19 protein-coding genes, 1 tRNA gene and 2 pseudogenes are annotated in these 15,535 nt (G+C 67.8%); 7 read left to right on the top strand and 15 right to left on the bottom strand.

Annotation, left to right across the window (positions count from 1 at the left end):
- Positions 1-2 precede the first annotated feature (2 nt).
- From A5708_RS22885 to A5708_RS22905, 5 genes are all read right to left on the bottom strand, one after another.
- Positions 3-812 (bottom strand): 3'(2'),5'-bisphosphate nucleotidase CysQ, encoded by an 810-nt coding sequence (locus A5708_RS22885; RefSeq protein WP_065030800.1) that lies wholly within the window; start codon positions 810-812, stop codon positions 3-5.
- Positions 813-878: 66 nt separating this feature from the next.
- Positions 879-1,694 carry an SCO1664 family protein gene (locus A5708_RS22890; protein WP_065030801.1) on the bottom strand — a complete coding sequence of 272 codons (816 nt, stop codon included), beginning with the start codon at positions 1,692-1,694 and terminating at the stop codon, positions 879-881.
- The gene (locus tag A5708_RS22895; protein WP_007770786.1) at positions 1,678-2,265 is read right to left on the bottom strand and encodes a DUF3090 domain-containing protein; all 588 of its coding nucleotides are present in this window, start codon (positions 2,263-2,265) and stop codon (positions 1,678-1,680) included. Before A5708_RS22895 ends, A5708_RS22890 begins: the two co-directional genes overlap by 17 nt.
- A gap of 62 nt (positions 2,266-2,327) precedes the next feature.
- Complete coding sequence (locus A5708_RS22900) at positions 2,328-3,077, bottom strand: histidine phosphatase family protein (RefSeq protein ID WP_065030802.1); 750 nt, start codon at positions 3,075-3,077, stop codon at positions 2,328-2,330.
- Positions 3,078-3,117: 40 nt separating this feature from the next.
- A complete protein-coding gene (locus A5708_RS22905; RefSeq protein WP_065030803.1) occupies positions 3,118-3,420 on the bottom strand; it encodes a hypothetical protein in 303 nt (100 codons plus the stop codon).
- 110 nt (positions 3,421-3,530) lie between these two features.
- Between A5708_RS22905 and A5708_RS22910 the strand changes: the two genes are divergently transcribed.
- From A5708_RS22910 to A5708_RS22920, 3 genes are read left to right on the top strand one after another with little or no spacing between them, the layout of a single operon-like run.
- The gene (locus A5708_RS22910) at positions 3,531-4,598 is read left to right on the top strand and encodes a YncE family protein (RefSeq protein WP_065030804.1); all 1,068 of its coding nucleotides are present in this window, start codon (positions 3,531-3,533) and stop codon (positions 4,596-4,598) included.
- Positions 4,595-4,864, top strand: coding sequence for a DUF5703 family protein (locus A5708_RS22915; RefSeq protein ID WP_065030805.1), 270 nt, complete (start codon positions 4,595-4,597; stop codon positions 4,862-4,864). The genes A5708_RS22910 and A5708_RS22915 overlap by 4 nt, the downstream gene beginning before the upstream one ends.
- 32 nt (positions 4,865-4,896) lie before the next feature.
- Positions 4,897-5,967: a quinone-dependent dihydroorotate dehydrogenase gene (locus tag A5708_RS22920; protein ID WP_065030806.1), complete on the top strand. Its 1,071-nt coding sequence runs from the start codon at positions 4,897-4,899 to the stop codon at positions 5,965-5,967.
- 1 nt (position 5,968) lies between these two features.
- Here the strand turns inward: A5708_RS22920 and A5708_RS27700 are convergent.
- Positions 5,969-6,202, bottom strand: a pseudogene (locus A5708_RS27700) (hypothetical protein); the annotation flags it as partial.
- On the opposite strand from A5708_RS27700, the gene A5708_RS22930 reads away from it, so the two are divergent.
- Complete coding sequence (locus tag A5708_RS22930; protein WP_231117996.1) at positions 6,191-6,631, top strand: hypothetical protein; 441 nt, start codon at positions 6,191-6,193, stop codon at positions 6,629-6,631. The pseudogene A5708_RS27700 and the gene A5708_RS22930 sit on opposite strands and share 12 nt — an antisense overlap.
- Before the next feature lie 110 nt (positions 6,632-6,741).
- On the opposite strand, the gene A5708_RS22935 is transcribed toward A5708_RS22930, so the two are convergent.
- Both A5708_RS22935 and A5708_RS22940 read right to left on the bottom strand, forming a co-directional pair.
- Entirely contained in the window at positions 6,742-7,272 is a 531-nt protein-coding gene (locus A5708_RS22935) for a YbhB/YbcL family Raf kinase inhibitor-like protein (protein WP_065030808.1), read from the bottom strand.
- Between the two features lie 36 nt (positions 7,273-7,308).
- Positions 7,309-8,682 carry a M20/M25/M40 family metallo-hydrolase gene (locus A5708_RS22940; RefSeq protein ID WP_419538350.1) on the bottom strand — a complete coding sequence of 458 codons (1,374 nt, stop codon included), beginning with the start codon at positions 8,680-8,682 and terminating at the stop codon, positions 7,309-7,311.
- Between the two features lie 112 nt (positions 8,683-8,794).
- Between A5708_RS22940 and A5708_RS22945 the strand changes: the two genes are divergently transcribed.
- From A5708_RS22945 to A5708_RS22950, 3 genes and pseudogenes are all read left to right on the top strand, one after another.
- Positions 8,795-8,880: transfer RNA gene (locus tag A5708_RS22945), tRNA-Leu, on the top strand.
- Between the two features lie 57 nt (positions 8,881-8,937).
- On the top strand, positions 8,938-9,147 hold the full coding sequence (locus tag A5708_RS27040; protein ID WP_155766156.1) for a hypothetical protein: 210 nt from the start codon (positions 8,938-8,940) through the stop codon (positions 9,145-9,147).
- A gap of 141 nt (positions 9,148-9,288) precedes the next feature.
- Positions 9,289-9,966 (top strand): annotated as a pseudogene (locus tag A5708_RS22950) (phosphoribosyltransferase); the annotation flags it as partial.
- Between the two features lie 24 nt (positions 9,967-9,990).
- Here A5708_RS22950 and A5708_RS22955 read toward each other — a convergent pair.
- The 7 genes from A5708_RS22955 to ftsZ form a co-directional block, all read right to left on the bottom strand.
- Positions 9,991-10,356: a phage holin family protein gene (locus A5708_RS22955; protein WP_065030810.1), complete on the bottom strand. Its 366-nt coding sequence runs from the start codon at positions 10,354-10,356 to the stop codon at positions 9,991-9,993.
- 91 nt (positions 10,357-10,447) lie between these two features.
- On the bottom strand, positions 10,448-11,245 hold the full coding sequence (locus A5708_RS22960) for a DivIVA domain-containing protein (RefSeq protein ID WP_065030811.1): 798 nt from the start codon (positions 11,243-11,245) through the stop codon (positions 10,448-10,450).
- A 282-nt stretch (positions 11,246-11,527) separates the two neighbouring features.
- A complete protein-coding gene (locus tag A5708_RS22965; protein WP_007770770.1) occupies positions 11,528-11,818 on the bottom strand; it encodes a YggT family protein in 291 nt (96 codons plus the stop codon).
- 157 nt (positions 11,819-11,975) lie between these two features.
- Complete coding sequence (locus tag A5708_RS22970; RefSeq protein WP_007770769.1) at positions 11,976-12,620, bottom strand: cell division protein SepF; 645 nt, start codon at positions 12,618-12,620, stop codon at positions 11,976-11,978.
- Between the two features lie 66 nt (positions 12,621-12,686).
- Positions 12,687-13,463 carry a YggS family pyridoxal phosphate-dependent enzyme gene (locus A5708_RS22975; protein WP_065030826.1) on the bottom strand — a complete coding sequence of 259 codons (777 nt, stop codon included), beginning with the start codon at positions 13,461-13,463 and terminating at the stop codon, positions 12,687-12,689.
- A 5-nt stretch (positions 13,464-13,468) separates the two neighbouring features.
- A complete protein-coding gene (gene pgeF / locus A5708_RS22980) occupies positions 13,469-14,176 on the bottom strand; it encodes a peptidoglycan editing factor PgeF (RefSeq protein ID WP_065030812.1) in 708 nt (235 codons plus the stop codon).
- A gap of 79 nt (positions 14,177-14,255) precedes the next feature.
- On the bottom strand, positions 14,256-15,416 hold the full coding sequence (gene ftsZ, locus A5708_RS22985; RefSeq protein ID WP_065030825.1) for a cell division protein FtsZ: 1,161 nt from the start codon (positions 15,414-15,416) through the stop codon (positions 14,256-14,258).
- Positions 15,417-15,535: the final 119 nt, after the last annotated feature.

A 15,535-nucleotide genomic window follows, 5' to 3' on the forward strand; every position in this document is an offset into this window, starting at 1 on the left:
CGTTACCCGCCGCGGATGGCGCTCAGCAGGATCGGCGCCAACTCTGCGCGGCACATCACGAAGTCGGGCAGATACGGGTCGAGTTGGTTGTAGCGCATCGGCGATCCGTCCAGCCGCGACGCGTGCATCCCCGCGGCCATCACCACCCCGGCGGGGGCCGCCGAGTCCCATTCCCACTGGCCGCCCGCGTGCACGTAGGCGTCGACGTGGCCGTCGATGATGGCCATCGCCTTCGCGCCCGCAGAGCCGATCGCGACGGGCTGGATGGCCAGCGCCTGCCGCATCCGGTGCAGCACCGCGGGAGGACGGGTCGCGCTGACGGCGATGCGGATGGTGTCGGTGACGCCGACGCGCGCGGCGTCGGCGGTCACGGTGTCGCTGCGGTAGACGATGTTTCCGCGGGCCGGCAACGACACGGCGGCGTCGGTGATTTCGCGCTGGCCGTTGCTGGAGTCGCCGGTGGGACGCTGCCACAGCGCGATGTGCACCGCCCAGTCGTCGCGCCCCGGCGTGGAGAACTCGCGGGTGCCGTCCAGCGGGTCGATGATCCACACCCGGTCGTGCTTGAGGCGGGACAGGTCGTCGTACGCCTCCTCGCTGAGCACCGCGTCGTCGGGCCGTTCCTCCTGCAGGCGCCGCAGGATCAGCGCGTTCGCCAGGCTGTCGCCCGCGTCGCCCAGCGCCCAGGGATATCCGAAGCCGACTTCGTCGCGGACCTTCAGCAGCAACTCCCCCGCATCGGCGGCGAGATCGGCGGCCAGGGCGGCATCGGTTGTCTCGTCGGCGGTTGTCTCGTCGGCGGCGGGGCTCACCGCTTCAGTATCGCCGACGGCGCACCGCGGCCTTCACCGATGGCCGCGCCGCGCTTGCGATCACCGCTAGAAAGCCGGCCACGGGATGGGGCGGTGCCGGTTGGGTCCGGGCATCACCGGGTTGTCCAGCAAGGTGCGCGCGCGCAGGCGCAGCGCGGCGATCTCGGCCCGGGTGATCTGCTCGGCCAGCTCGTCGCCGAACTGATCGTCCAGCGCGTCGACCAGGCCGGCGACGGCCTGGCACGTGTGATCGTCGATCGGCTTGCCGGCCCATCCCCACAGCACAGTGCGCAGCTTGTCCTGGACGTGGAGGCACACGCCGTGGTCGACCCCGAAGATGTGGCCGTCGAGGTCACGCAGCACGTGGCCGCCCTTGCGGTCGGCATTGTTGATCAGCACGTCGAAGACCGCCATCCGCCACAGGCGAATGTCGTCGGCGTGCATCAGGACCACCTCGTCGCCGGCGTAGTCGAGGGCACGCAGCACCGGCAGGTAGCCCGGCTGCCTGGTGCCGGCGGGAAACAGGTCGACCAGATCCGGCCCCGGGCGCGGCTCGCTGTCGACCGCGTCGCCGGGTTGCTGCACCCACTGCTGCAGCATGCCCGGGCCCGCCGGCCCGTGCCGAATGATCGTGTAGGGCACGATGTTCCAGCCCAACTTCGCGGAGACCAGATACGCGGCCCGTTCGCGCCCGGCCAGCGTGCCGTCCGGGAAATCCCACAGCGGCGCCTCCCCGGCGACCGGCTTGTAGACGCAGTGCACGCTGGACTCACCGAGCGTCGATTCGCAGAGGAAGGTGCCGTTGCTGGCCGAGCGGATCCGTCCGATGACCGTCAGCTCGCCGTCGCGCAACACCTCACGGTCGTCAGACCTCGGGGTCATCGTCAGGCCCGAGCAGCGCACTGCGCCGATATCCGTTGGCGCGTGCGCAGATATGGCCCTCGGGGTCCAGCGGTTCGTCGCACAACGGACACGGTGGACGTCCCGCGGAGATGACGCGATTGGAGCGGGTGGCGAATTGGCGCGCCGACTCCGGCGTCAGGAACACCCGCACCGCGTCGGGACCCTCTTCGGTGTCGTCGAGCACCACCGATGCGTCGAACTCGGCGTCGGTGACCGCCAGCAACTCGACCACCACCGTCTGGGCCTCCGAATCCCAACCCAGGCCCATGGTTCCGACCCGGAACTCGGCGTCCACTGGGGTGACCAGCGGATCGAGGTCCTCGATCTCGGCGGGCTCCGGCGGGACGGGCGTGCCGAACCTGCGGTTCACCTCGAGCAGCAGCGCACCGATGCGTTCGGAGAGCACCGCCACCTGCTGCTTCTCCAAAATCACCGACACCACTCGGGCGTCGTGCACAGCCTGGATGTAGAACGTGCGATTTCCGGGCTGGCCGACGGTCCCGGCCACGAAGCGGTCGGGTGTGCGGAAGACATGAATTGCGCGGGCCATGGCACTTCCCAAAATACCGGCTGTTGCCACCGCCGTGCGATCCGATGGAGGTAGCCGCCGAATTAATCCGTGGAACCACCGACCACCGCGTCGCTGGACGGTGCCGCGGCGGCCGATTCCGGGGGCTCTCCGTTGGACTTGGGGTCGGTTTCGGGCTTCGCGTCCGCCTTCGCCGGGGGTCCGGCCCGCAGGCCGGCGGACAGCCGCGCGCCGGTGTGGTTGACGTGCAACACAAACGGGCGCAGCTCGGTGTAGCGGATCACACTCACCGACGCGGGATCGGCGGTAACCCGCTGGAACCCGTCCAGGTGGATGCCGTACGCGTCGGCGATGACCGCCTTGATGACATCACCGTGAGTGCAGGCGACCCACAGCACGTCGCCGCCGTGCTCGGCGGCCAGCCGGCGGTCGTGCTCGCGCACGGCGAACACGGCTCGCGCCTGCACCTGAGCCAGGCCCTCGCCGCCGGGGAACACCGCCGCGCTGGGATGCGCCTGAACGACCTTCCACAGCGGCTCGCTGACCAAATCGCCGAGCTTACGGCCCGTCCACTCGCCGTAGTCCACCTCGGCGAGCCGATCGTCGACGAGCGGCGTCAGGCACAGCGCGTCGGCCAACGAATCGAGGGTGCGACGGCAGCGCAGCAGCGGCGAACTGACCAGCTCGCGAATCGGCAGATCACCGATCCGATCGATCAGGCCATCGGCCTGTTCACGGCCCTTCTCATCGAGGTCGACGCCTTCGGAGCGACCGGCGAGTACGCCAGCCGTGTTCGAACTCGAGCGGCCGTGCCGTAGCAGGATGACGGTCATATCGACCACGACGGTACCCGGTGGACGGGTCCGGGCAGGCCTAGCGCGAAACCGGCTCCGCGTGCGCCACGGAGTCACGCACAGCGGCGCTCAGGCTGCGCTCGTCGGTGAGGTCGATCTCGACCAGGCTGCGGACCGCCCTGGCGACCACCTCGTCGGCCTGCGGAACGGGCCCGGCCAGGCGCGGCCGGTAAACCTCGACGACAAGGGATCGGTTCTCGATGTGGAACGAAAAACTTCGCCCATCACCGACTTGTCCGTATCCGCTAGCGGAAATGCCTGTCGACATGTCCTCGACAGCAAACTCATTCTGCGCCAAATGACGGTCAGCGGTGACGGCCATGAGCTGACCATACCCCGCCGGTAGCGAGGGACGAAGGCAGCGTGGCCCTGTTGGATGCGAAAGCGTTCCTTAGAATTTGTGTTCCACCGCCGAACCACGAGGGAAAAGAATTGCTGTCACGGCACTTTCGCCACAAGCTGGCAGTTCAAGCGCGTGTATTGGTACTCGTGGTTTTGCTGAGCGCGGTAGCCGGATGTTCCTCGAATCCGCTCGACACCGCGCCGCGCACCATCGAACCGGCGCACGCCGCCGTGTCGCCGCCGGCCTCGCAGCAGCCGGCGGGGGCGGTGCGGCCGCTGGCCGGTCACGCCGCGGCGGCGGTCTTCGACGGCGGCACCCATCAGCTGGCGGTCCTGACGCCGGGCAGCGACCCGGCCGCACCCGCCAGCGTCACCGTGTTCGGCGGTCCGCAGGCCCCGCCGCGGGTGGTGGAGCTGCCGGGGCCGGCGACCGCATTGGCCGACGACGGCCGCGGAACCGCCTACCTGGCCGACCGCGGCGGGTACCTCGCGGTCGAGCTGTCCACCGGCCGAGTGACGCAGGTGGCCGTCGCTGACGCCGCCCAGACCGAATTCACCGCGGTGGCGCAGCGCGCCGACGGCAGGCTGGTGCTGGGCAGCGCCGACGGCGCCGTCTACACCCTCGCCTCCCAGGCGCCGGGCACCATGACCAATGCGACCGTCAACAGCCGCAACAAGATCTTCGCTCGCGTCGATTGGCTTGCCACACAAGGCAATACGACGGTGGTGCTGGACCGTGGACAGACGTCGGTGACGACGATCGATGCGGACGGCCATGCCCAGCAGGCGCTGCGGGCGGGCCGGGGCGCCACGACGATGGCCGCCGATCCGGTGGGCCGGGTGCTGGTCGCCGATACCCGCGGCGGCCAGCTGCTGGTGTACGGCGTGGACCCGCTGATCCTGCGTCAGGCCTACCCGATTCCGCAGGCGCCTTACGGCCTGGCCGGCTCCCGCGCGTTAGCCTGGGTTTCGCAGACCGTTTCCAATATCGTCATTGGTTACGATCTGTCCACCGGAATTCCCGTCGAAAAGGTGCGTTACCCGACCGTGCAGCAACCGAACTCACTGGCCTTCGACGAAGCGTCGGACACCCTGTACGTGGTGTCGGGTTCCGGTGCGGGAGTTCAGGTCATCGAACACGCTGCGGGTACGCGTTGACGGCCGCGCGGCGCAGCCGCCTACCCGCGGGCTGGGACACCGAGATGTCCGACGAATACGAATGGGCGCCGTTGCGCCTGCCGCCGGAAGTGACCAGGATCAGCGCGTCCACCCGATTGTCGATCGAGGCCGAATACCGCGGCTGGGAATTGACCCGGGTGCGGCTCTACACCGATGGCAGCAGACGAGTCCTGTTGCGCCGCAAGAAATCTCGTTTGGACAGCGGCGGATCCGAGGGGCGACGGCCCGACCAGCCGGAACTGTGACGCCCGCCCAGCCACGTCAGGGCGGACACCGGATGTACGGCCTGGTGCGCCAGCTGTTTTTCGTGGTCCCGCCCGAGCGGATCCACACGCTGGTGTTCGCCGTGCTGCGTGGTGTCACCGCGGTCGGGTGGACGCGCCGGGTGCTGCACCGGCTGCTGGCTCCGACGGATCCGGCGCTGGCCAGCACGGTGTTCGGGGTGCGCTTCCCCGGGCCACTGGGGCTGGCGGCCGGCTTCGACAAGGACGGCCTCGGCCTGCTCACCTGGGGCGCGCTGGGCTTCGGGCACGCCGAGGTGGGGACGGTCACCGCCAATCCGCAACCCGGCAATCCCGCCCCGCGCATGTTCCGGCTGCCGGCCGACCGGGCGCTGCTGAACCGGATGGGCTTCAACAATCTCGGTGCGGGCGCACTCGCGATGCGGCTCTCGCGACAGCGGCCCGAGGTGCCGATCGGGGTCAACATCGGCAAGACGAAGGTGACGCCGGCCGAGCAGGCGGTCGACGATTACCGGGCGAGCGCCCGGCTGGTCGGCCCGCTGGCGTCCTACCTGGTGGTCAACGTCAGCTCGCCGAACACGCCCGGACTGCGTGATCTGCAGGCGGTCGAGTCGCTGCGGCCCATCCTGTCGGCCGTGCTCGCCGAGACATCCACGCCCGTGCTGGTGAAGATCGCGCCGGATCTTTCCGATTCCGATGTGGACGAGATCGCGGACCTGGCAGTCGAACTGGGGCTGGCCGGCATCGTCGCCACCAACACCACGGTGTCGCGGCAGGGTCTGCACACACCGGGGGTCGACGAGCTGGGGCCGGGTGGCATCTCCGGGCCGCCGGTGGCGCTCCGCGCGGTCGAGGTGCTGCGCAGACTGTACGGGCGCGTCGGCGACCGCCTGGTGCTGATCAGCGTCGGGGGCATCGAGACCGCGGACGACGCGTGGGAGCGGATCACCGCGGGCGCATCGCTGCTGCAGGGCTATACGGGCTTCATCTACGGAGGAGGCTTGTGGGCCAAGCAGATTCACCAGGGCATCGCGCAGCGGCTGCGTGACGGCGGCTTCGCTTCGCTCGGTGATGCCGTCGGCTCGGCGGCCCGCACACCGGAGTAGCTCAGGCCGCGCCGTCTTGGTCCTCACATAGCAGATCCTCCGGGTGATGGAAGGTGTTGGTTCGCGGTTGGCCACGATCGAGGTGCGGCGGCGGTATCCATTCGGTATCGCCGTTGGCGCGTTTTCGGGTGGTCCAGCCCTTCTCGAGAAGCCGGTGGTGCGGTCCGCAGGCCATCGCGAGTTGATCGATGTCGGTGCGGTGCGTCCTGGCCCAATCTTCGACATGGTGGAGCTCCACGTCGAGCAAAAGAACTGGGCCGTAGTACGCACAGTGGTCGGCTACTACCGCTACGACACCGCATCAGAACTGTTGCTACTCAACGAAATCTGGCACCTGCAATCGAAGCTGACCAACTACTTCCACCCCCAGCAGAAACTGATCTCCAAAGTCCGCACAGGAGCCAAGGTGTCCCGCAAACACGACAAGGCCAGGACCCCGTTTCACCGCGCGATCAATCACCCGAGCATGGCTGTAGAACGCATCGTCGCGCTCAAGCGAACCCACTCGCTGATCAATCCGGCCGCCACCCAACGCCAGATTCAGGCGTTGACCGCCCAGCTCTTCACCCTGGCCACCAGCAAAGCCCCAGCTGGCACCCCCGCTCCAATCACCAAGCGCGCACGCTCACGTGAGGCAACGAACCACCCTTCGCGCGCATCTTGACATGAGGCAACTTGCCGACAAAACCCGCCGCGGTGAAAATTCCTAAACGAAACTGACGCAAGTGATTTCGGGCCTGAGCCCGGGCTCTATTCCGGCCTGAGCCCGAAGCCCTACTTCTGTTCGTAGGTGGCGTGGATGACCGCCCGCGCGATGGCGTGCTGAAACAGGTTGAATCCGAGGAAGGCCGGGCTGGCGTCCTCGGGGAGATCCAGCTTGTCGGTGTCCACGGCGTGCACGGCGATGTAGTACCGGTGTGGGCCGTGGCCCGCCGGCGGCGCGGCCCCGATGTAGCGACGCTGCCCGGCGTCGTTCACCAGCGTCAGCGCATCCCCGGGCAGGTTGCTGCCATCGCCGGCACCCGCGGGCAGCTCGGTGACGTCGGAAGGCAGGTTGGCCACGGCCCAGTGCCAGAACCCGGAGGCCGTCGGGGCGTCGGGGTCGTAGACGGTGACGGCGAAGCTGCGGGTCTCGTCCGGGAATCCCGACCAGCTCAACTGGGGGCTGACGTCTTCGCCGCCCGCACCCATGATTCCGCTGACCTGCGGCTTGGCCAGGGGCTGGCCGTCGGTAACCGATTGCGAGGTCAGAGTGAAGGTCGGCAGCTTCGGCAACGATGCGTACGGGTCAGGCGCAGTGCTCATGGCGGTCCTCTCGTGTGATCGGCTTGCGTTTGTCGTCTAGCAGTGGGTCAGGAAGTGGGCCAGCACGTCGGTGCCGAACCGCAGCGCATCGATGGGTACCCGCTCATCGACACCGTGGAACAGCGCGGTGAAATCCAGGTCCGGCGGCAACCGCAGCGGGCTGAACCCGAAACAGCGAATACCCAAGCGCGCGAACGATTTCGCGTCGGTGCCACCGGAAAGCATATATGGCACGGTACGGGCGCCCGGGTCGTGCGCCAGCACCGCCTCGTTCATGGCATCGACCAGGTCGCCGTCGAAGCTCGTCTCATACGACGAGAAGTCCTTGATCCACTCGCGCGTCACGTCCGGTCCGAGCAACTCGTCGATCTCAGCCTCGAACGCCTCCTTGCGCCCCGGCAGGATCCGGCAGTCCACCACCGCCTCGGCGACGGCGGGCACGACGTTGGCCTTATATCCGGCCTTGAGCATGGTGGGATTCGCGGTGTCGTGCAGCACCGCCTTGAGCATGCGGGCCATCGGGCCCAGCTTTTCGATCACTCCGCGCAGGTCGCCCGATTCGGTGTCGAAGGTCAGCCCGGTCTCCTCGCTGACGGCGGCGAGGAATTGCGCGACCGAGTCGGTCAGCACCAGCGGAAACTGGTGGCGGCCCAGGCGGGCGACGGCCTCGGCGACGGCGGTGACGGCGTTCTGGTCGTGCACCATCGACCCGTGGCCGGCCGGGCCCCGGGCGGTGAGCTTCATCCAGGACAGCCCCTTTTCGGCCGTCTCGATCAGGTAGAGCCGACGCTCTCCCCCGTCCTTACGCGGCACCGTCAGCGAGAAGCCGCCCACCTCACCGATCGCCTCGGTGACGCCGGTGAAGAGCTCCGGCCGGTGATCGACCAGCCACTGTGCTCCGAAGGTGCCACCGTGTTCTTCGTCGGCGATGAACGCGAAGACCAAATCGCGCGGCGGGACGACGCCCGCGCGCTTCAGCTGGCGGGCCACCACGATCATCATGCCGACCATGTCCTTCATGTCGACCGCGCCGCGGCCCCAGACGAAGCCGTCTTTGACCGCGCCGGAGAAGGGGTGCACGCTCCACTCGGTCGGCTCGGCCGGCACCACGTCGAGATGCCCGTGGATCAGCAGCGCACCACGCGCCCTGTCGGCGCCCGCCAGGCGGACGAACACGTTCCCGCGGCCCGGGGCGCCGGACTCGACATACTGCGGCGCGTACCCTACCTCGGCGAGCTGCTCGGCGATCCACTGCGCGCAGTCGGCCTCGCCCTTGGTCGTCTCCGGTTCGCCGGTGTTGGTGGTGTCGAACCGGATCAACTTGCTGACAACCTCGACCACGTCGTCGCTCGGATTGGTCGGCACCTCGGTCGCCCCGCTCTGAATGGTCACAACCACCTTTCCTACCATTGCCGAGGCTGGACGGCTCGACGCCGATCATCGAGCCGTCCGGGGGAGCTGGATTGGGTTCGCGGCGCGCGATCCGATAGCCTTAGCTGCCAACCCATGCTGGTTTGGCCTTGTCCGAGTGGCGGAATGGCAGACGCGCTAGCTTGAGGTGCTAGTGCCCTACTAATGGGCGTGGGGGTTCAAGTCCCCCCTCGGACACACGACTGAGGTGAGCGAAATGGACGATTGCGTTCATTTCCGAGCCGATGGAGTGTGTTGAGCGGCGAAGCCGCGATCACACCCGTATCTATTGCCGAATATGCCGCTTCGGTGGCGGGTACACGCCCCTGGCGATCGTCGCCGGACAGCCACCCGATCGCCCACCCGCCACACACCAACAGGAACGTGTGCCGGGAGGCGGCGTCGCCCGCCGTGGAAACCACCGCCAAAATCACCGCCCAGACGATCGCGCAGGCGATGCTGTAGGCCGTGTAGGTGCCGTAACGCCGTCTCATCTCGCGGATCCTCTCGGTCGCGCTGACACTGTCACCAACCCGAACTTTGCCACCGCATTGGGCCTGACGCACGTAGCCTGGAGAGAAGTCCATCAGCCGGGAGCGTTAACGAATGAACCCATCGAGTGGCTTTGTCCGGCGGACCTCACCGAAGACGTTCGTCGACCGGCGCGAGGCCGGACGCGCGCTGGCGCAGCAGCTGGCGGCCTATCGCGACAGGGACGATGTGCTGGTGTTCGGGCTGGCACGCGGCGGAGTGCCGGTGGCCTGGGAGATCGCCGCCGCCCTGAAGGCGCCGCTCGACGTCTTCCTGGTGCGCAAGCTCGGGGTACCCCAGTGGTCGGAGTTGGCGATGGGCGCACTGGCCAGCGGCGGCGGCCTGGTGATGAACGAGGACGTGGTGGCCAGCCTGCGCATCACCGACGAGCAGGTGCGCGAGGTGATCGACAGCGAGACAGCCGAGTTGCTCCGACGCGAGCACGCCTACCGGGGCGGTCGCCCGATCGCCGACCTGCGCGACCGGATAGTCATTGTGGCCGACGACGGAATCGCAACGGGCGCAAGCATGCTCGCCGCCGTGCGTGCCATCCGGGCCGCCGGGCCGAAATCGATCGTGGTCGCCGTTCCGGTGGGGCCCGAGTCGACCTGCCGCGAGCTGGCGCAGGAAGCCGACGATGTGGTGTGCGCGACCATGCCGCCCGGATTCGAAGCGGTGGGGCAGGTCTACGACGACTTCCATCAGGTCAGCGACGACGAGGTCCGCGAGCTGCTCACCACGCCGACCGGCTGAGGGCGAAACGCGCGCGAAAGGTAGTTACTTGGCGGGCTCGTCGCCGCGGCCCTCGGCCACGACCTTGGACTCTTCGGTCGGCGCGGTCTCCCGGGTCGTCGCCTCCCCCGTCGTCGCCGGTTCGCCTTCACCGGGGACTTCCTCGGGGTAGTCGACGTAGTCGCCCTCGTCGGCCCTGTTCTCGTCGGCTTGGGCCTCATCGGCGGCCTCGGACTCGTCGCCGCCCAGGTCACGCCGCTGGCGTTCACGCAACGCATCCAGGATCAACAGCACCACGCCCACCACGCTGGCGGCGATGCAAACCCAGGCCACCAGCTCGTTGCTCGTGACGACCGCGAACACCAACGCGACGAGCCCGATCAAGGCCAATACCAGCGCAATGATGAGCATCAGTCATCCTCCAAGCGACGAGTGGGACCGCGGTTTCAAGCCCTAGTGTGCCAACCCCGAAGCTCGGCGAGTGACCGGCACGCCCGAAAGGCTAGTTGTTGCCCCGGTTGAACTGGTCGAAGCTGCCGGCGTCCGCGCTGGAGTCCACGGGCGCCGCGGAACCGCGCTGCCCGAGTTCCTCCAGCTGAGACTCCAGGTAGGTCTTGAGCCGGGTCCGGTATTCGCGCTCGAAGGTGCGGAGCTGTTCGAGGCGGCCTTCCAGAACCGTGCGCTGCTGGTTGATGGTGCCCATGATCTCGGAGTGCTTGCGTTCGGCGTCGGCCTGCAGGGCGTCGGCCTTCTCCTGGGCCTGCCGCAACTGGGTCTCGGAGCGGGTCTGCGCATCCGCGAGCATGGCGTCTGCGCGCTGCCGGGCCTCGGTGACCGTGGTCTCGGCGGTGCTGCGGGCCTCGCTGAGGATCTGGTCGGCGTTGGCACGGGCGTCGGCCAGCATCTTTTCCGACTCGGTCTTGGCGGTGGTGGTCAGGCGGTCGGCGGTGTCCTGCGCCAGCGTCAGCACCCGAGCGGCCTTCATGGCCTGTTCCTCGTTGTTGGCCGCCGCGGCCGGGGCTGCGGCGGGCGCCTGCTTGACCGGTTCCGGTTCGGGGACGGGAATCGCCTGGGTGGGCGCGGCCGCTGCGGCGGGAGCGGCCGAGCCGCCGCCGGAGGCCAGCTCGTGGTCGAGCTCTTCGATCCGCTGACGCAGATCGCTGTTCTCTTCGATGAGCCGGGTCAGCTCGGCTTCCACCAGATCGAGGAAGGCATCCACCTCGTCTTCGTTGTAGCCCCGCTTGCCGATCGGTGGCTTACTGAACGCCACATTGTGGACGTCGGCTGGTGTAAGCGGCATTGTTTCGTCCCCTCAAGTTCCTGTCGAACGTTCTGGAAAGTGTAGAACGCAGTGGTAGCCGTAGTGCAACTGCCGTCCATCCTGTCACACCAGGCGCGACGGTTGCTGATTAGCCCAATAAATAAGAGCCAATTTCAAACAGTGAGGCCAATAAAATCCGAAACCTTAGAAATTTTAAATCGGCGGAACCAAACCGACGCTAAAACGTGGCCGAACCGTCTCCGGGCCGGAATGGGTCGACGCTGACGCGCGGGCCGGCGCGCCGCGCGCGGGCCGTGGAGGCTAAGCCGCGGCGCCGAACGCCAGCTGCATGCCGATGAACGCGACGAGCAACAGGACCATGATCGAGAGGTCGAAGCGGACCGCCCCGATGGTGAGTTGCGGGATCAGCCTGCGGAGCAGTTTCACCGGCGGATCGGTGATCGACAGGATGATCTCCAGCACCACCACGGTGATGCCGGTGGGATGCCAGTCCCGGCTGAACGAGCGGATGAACTCGACGACGACCCGAGCGATGAGCAGCAGCCAGAAAATGAATAGCGCAAACCCAAGGATCTGAAAGAACAACACCAACTGAAGTGCCCCGACCTTACCGATGAGATGCCAAGCGCCGCGGACTAAGCGCGGCGCCTGCCAGCGTACCGACTCCGGGTAAGAGGCCCTATCTCACGTGGCCCCCGGGACCCGTCGACGATCCGGCCGCCCGCCGGGAAGCGGGCGGCGGATGCGTCTATTGGTAAGCGTAAAAACCGGTTTCGGCGATCCGGCGGCGCTCCTCAGGGGAAACGTCCACGTCGGCGGGTGACAGCAGGAACACCTTGGTCGCGACCTTGTCGAAGGAGCCGCGCAGCGCGAAGGCCAGGCCGGCCGCGAAGTCGACGAGCCGCTTGGCGTCGGCGTTGTCCATCGACACCAGGTCCATGATGACCGGGGTGCCGTCGCGGAAACGCTCGCCGATGGTGCGGGCCTCGCTGTAGTCCTTGGGCCGCAGCGTGGTGATCTTCGACAGCGGGTGACCCTCTTCGAACATCATCGCCATCCGGCGCGGGTCCATCGCCAGAGCTCCGCGGGTGGAGTTGCGCAACCACGAGCCGAAGCGCGGGCCGCCGCGCTCGCCGCGGTCGAACTCGCGGGGGTGGACGGCGCCGTAACGGGGCTCGTCGCCGTAGCCGCCGCGGTAGCCGGCGGGCGGCGGGTAGTCGGCGGGCTCGCGGCGCGGGTCGTCGTAGTCGTCTTGCTCGTAGCGACCGTATCCGTCGTCAAATCGCGGGCGCGGAAACCCACGGGACGGCGCGTGGTCGTCGTAATACTCGTCCTCGTAGTCGTCCATAGGGGCCATACCGAAATAGGCCTTGACTTTGTGCAGTGTGCTCATTGCGTTGACCCTTCTAGCCCCTGGGAGTACTGGTGTTAGTGATAAAGCTGTTACTGCAGTGACTACTTACGGTGACGGTAACCGCCGTGGACCCATTAACGCGGTACCGACACGCACACATGTCGAACCGTGTTTGACGGCAATTTCGAAGTCGTTGGACATGCCGGCGGACAGTCCGACGGCGTTGCGATGCGACTCGAGAACCCGGCGATGCTCGGATCGGAGCCGGTCAAAGGCCTCGTCGGGGTCCGAGTCGAGCGGGGGAATCCCCATCAGCCCGATCAGGTCCAGGTTCTTGGAGTCCTCGACCTGATCGCACACCTGGTCGACGGCCCCCGGGCGGGATATGTCGACGCCGCCGCGCGACTCGTCGCCGTCGAGGCTGACCTGAACGTAGATCCGCATCGGGGTGGTGCGGCGGCCGTCGTTCAGCGCCGCCGCCACGCCCTTGTCGAGCGCGGACACCAGGTGCGCGCTGTCGACGGAGTGCGCGGTATGCGCCCAGCGCGCCACCGACCGGGCCTTATTCCGCTGGATATGACCCACCATGTGCCAGCGCGGATTTGCCACATCCGCGCGTCCGGATGCCGCCAGCAATCGGGTGACTTCGGCCACTTTCGCCGTCGCTTCCTGATCCCGCGATTCGCCGATGACGCGACAACCCAATCGGGACAAAGTCACAACATCGGTTGCTGGAAAGTATTTGGTAATCGGCAGAACTTCGATTTCGCCCACATTGCGGCCCGCCGCTTCCGCCGCCGCCGCAAGGCGAGAGCGCACCGAAGCCAATGCGTGCGTCAATTCCGATTCGCGGTCTCCCCCGGCAGGTATCTCTACCGCCATCGCGGTCACTCCATCCAGATCAGTGAGGCCAGCCGGCCGGTCGGCGCATCCCGGCGATGACTGAACAGCGCCGAGTCGTCTACCGTGCATCGCGGATCGATGTCGATTGCTATCACACCCAAATCCGTTAGCTGGCAGGCGATTCCGGCCCGCAGGTCGAGTCCGGGGGTTCCCGTGGCGGTGGTGGTCCGGCTGCCCGGGAGCGCAGCCTCGACCTCGTCGGCCATGGCCGCGGGCACTTCGTAATTGCGGCCGCTGACCGCCGGACCCAACAACACCGAAATGTTCTCGGGCCGCGCGCCGAGCTCCAGCATCTTCTCCACCGTGCGGGCCACCACCCCGCGCTGGGCGCCGACCCGGCCGGCGTGCACCGCCGCGGCCACGCCGGCGCGCGCGTCGGCCATCAGCACCGGGACGCAGTCGGCGGTGACCACCGCCAGGGCGAGGCGCGCGGTTCGGGTGACCAGCGCGTCGGTGTCGTCGACCGCGGTGTCGCGCGCCCCGTCGACCACCTCCACCCGGACACCGTGGACCTGGTTCATCCACACCACGCGGCCGGCGCGCAGGCCGATGGTGGCGGCCAGCCGGGCCCGGTTCTGGGCGACCGCCGCCGGGTCGTCCCCGACGTGGTCGCCCAGATTGAAGGTGTCGAACGGCGGCTTCGAGACACCGCCGGCGCGGGTGGTGGTCACCCGCCGGATGCGAACGCTCACGTGACCAGTATCCGGATTCCCCTGTCGGCCAGGCGGCCCCGACGGTCGCGGCCGGGGGTCCAGGGTCAAGGGCATGTTCTCAGCGGCGCATGAACGGCGGCACGTCGACGTCATCGTCATCGCCGCCGATATTCAAGGTCGAGCCGTTGGTGTGCACCGGCACGCTGACCGCGTCGACCGGTTCGAACAACGTCGAGGTGAGCTTGCCCGCCTTCGCCGACTCGATCCGGTGCGCACCGCCGGTCTTCTCCTCCTTATCGGCACTGCCGCCGATCACGGGCTTGCGGCCGGCGCCCGCGGCGTCGAAGCCCGCGGCGATGACGGTGACGCGCACCTCGTCGCCCAGCGAGTCGTCGATCACGGTGCCGAAGATGATGTTGGCGTCTTGGTGGGCGGCGTCCTGCACCAGCGAGGCCGCCTCGTTGATCTCGAACAGTCCCAGGTCGCTGCCGCCGGCAATCGACATCAGCACGCCGTGCGCGCCCTCCATCGAGGCTTCCAGCAGCGGCGAGTTGATGGCGATCTCGGCGGCCTTGAGCGAGCGGCCCTCGCCGCGGGCCGAACCGATACCCATCAGAGCTGTACCCGCGCCGGACATGATGCCCTTGACGTCGGCGAAGTCGACGTTGATCAGGCCCGGGGTGGTGATCAGGTCGGTGATGCCCTGCACACCGTTGAGCAGCACCTCGTCGGCGCTGCGGAAGGCGTCCATCAGCGATACCGCGGCGTCGCCCATCTGCAGCAGCCGGTCATTGGGGATCACGATCAGGGTGTCGCAGCTCTCGCGCAGCGCCGAGATGCCACTCTCGGCCTGGTTGCCGCGCCGCTTGCCCTCGAACGAGAACGGCCGGGTGACCACGCCGACGGTCAGCGCTCCCAGCTTGCGCGCGATGCTTGCGACGACGGGCGCGCCGCCGGTGCCGGTCCCGCCGCCCTCGCCGGCGGTGACGAAAACCATGTCCGCGCCGCGGAGCAGCTCTTCGATCTCGTCCTTGGCGTCCTCGGCGGCCTTGCGGCCGACCTCCGGGTCCGCCCCGGCCCCCAGGCCTCGCGTGGACTCGCGCCCGACGTCGAGTTTGACGTCGGCATCACTCATCAACAGCGCCTGCGCGTCGGTGTTGATCGCGATGAACTCCACGCCTTTGAGGCCTTGTTCGATCATCCGGTTGACGGCGTTGACGCCGCCGCCACCGATACCCACGACCTTGATGACGGCCAGGTAGTTGTGCGGGGGGGTCATCATTCGTCTTCCTCCCTGATGGGCTTGGCTCAGCTCTCCCGGCGGTGGGCTCCTCCGGACATTCGCGGACCCCCCTGGCAAACCCTCAACCTCAACCATAGAGTTAGAGTTATGTCAAG

The sequence above is a fragment of the Mycobacterium colombiense genome (assembly GCF_001672755.1).
GTDB classification, from domain to species: Bacteria; Actinomycetota; Actinomycetes; order Mycobacteriales; family Mycobacteriaceae; genus Mycobacterium; species Mycobacterium colombiense_C.

Excerpts from the sequence above, each read along its gene's own strand:
- A5708_RS22905 (WP_065030803.1), bottom strand. The coding sequence starts at position 3,420 with ATGGCCGTCACCGCTGACCGTCATTTGGCGCAGAATGAGTTTGCTGTC.
- ftsZ (WP_065030825.1), bottom strand. The coding sequence starts at position 15,416 with ATGACCCCCCCGCACAACTACCTGGCCGTCATCAAGGTCGTGGGTATC.
- A5708_RS22940 (WP_419538350.1), bottom strand. The coding sequence starts at position 8,682 with ATGGTAGGAAAGGTGGTTGTGACCATTCAGAGCGGGGCGACCGAGGTG.
- A5708_RS22930 (WP_231117996.1), top strand. The coding sequence starts at position 6,191 with ATGGTGGAGCTCCACGTCGAGCAAAAGAACTGGGCCGTAGTACGCACA.
- A5708_RS22895 (WP_007770786.1), bottom strand. The coding sequence starts at position 2,265 with ATGGCCCGCGCAATTCATGTCTTCCGCACACCCGACCGCTTCGTGGCC.
- A5708_RS22900 (WP_065030802.1), bottom strand. The coding sequence starts at position 3,077 with ATGACCGTCATCCTGCTACGGCACGGCCGCTCGAGTTCGAACACGGCT.
- A5708_RS22975 (WP_065030826.1), bottom strand. The coding sequence starts at position 13,463 with ATGGCGGTAGAGATACCTGCCGGGGGAGACCGCGAATCGGAATTGACG.
- A5708_RS22920 (WP_065030806.1), top strand. The coding sequence starts at position 4,897 with ATGTACGGCCTGGTGCGCCAGCTGTTTTTCGTGGTCCCGCCCGAGCGG.
- A5708_RS22955 (WP_065030810.1), bottom strand. The coding sequence starts at position 10,356 with ATGCTCATCATTGCGCTGGTATTGGCCTTGATCGGGCTCGTCGCGTTG.
- A5708_RS22970 (WP_007770769.1), bottom strand. The coding sequence starts at position 12,620 with ATGAGCACACTGCACAAAGTCAAGGCCTATTTCGGTATGGCCCCTATG.
- A5708_RS22960 (WP_065030811.1), bottom strand. The coding sequence starts at position 11,245 with ATGCCGCTTACACCAGCCGACGTCCACAATGTGGCGTTCAGTAAGCCA.
- A5708_RS22890 (WP_065030801.1), bottom strand. The coding sequence starts at position 1,694 with ATGACCCCGAGGTCTGACGACCGTGAGGTGTTGCGCGACGGCGAGCTG.
- A5708_RS22935 (WP_065030808.1), bottom strand. The coding sequence starts at position 7,272 with ATGAGCACTGCGCCTGACCCGTACGCATCGTTGCCGAAGCTGCCGACC.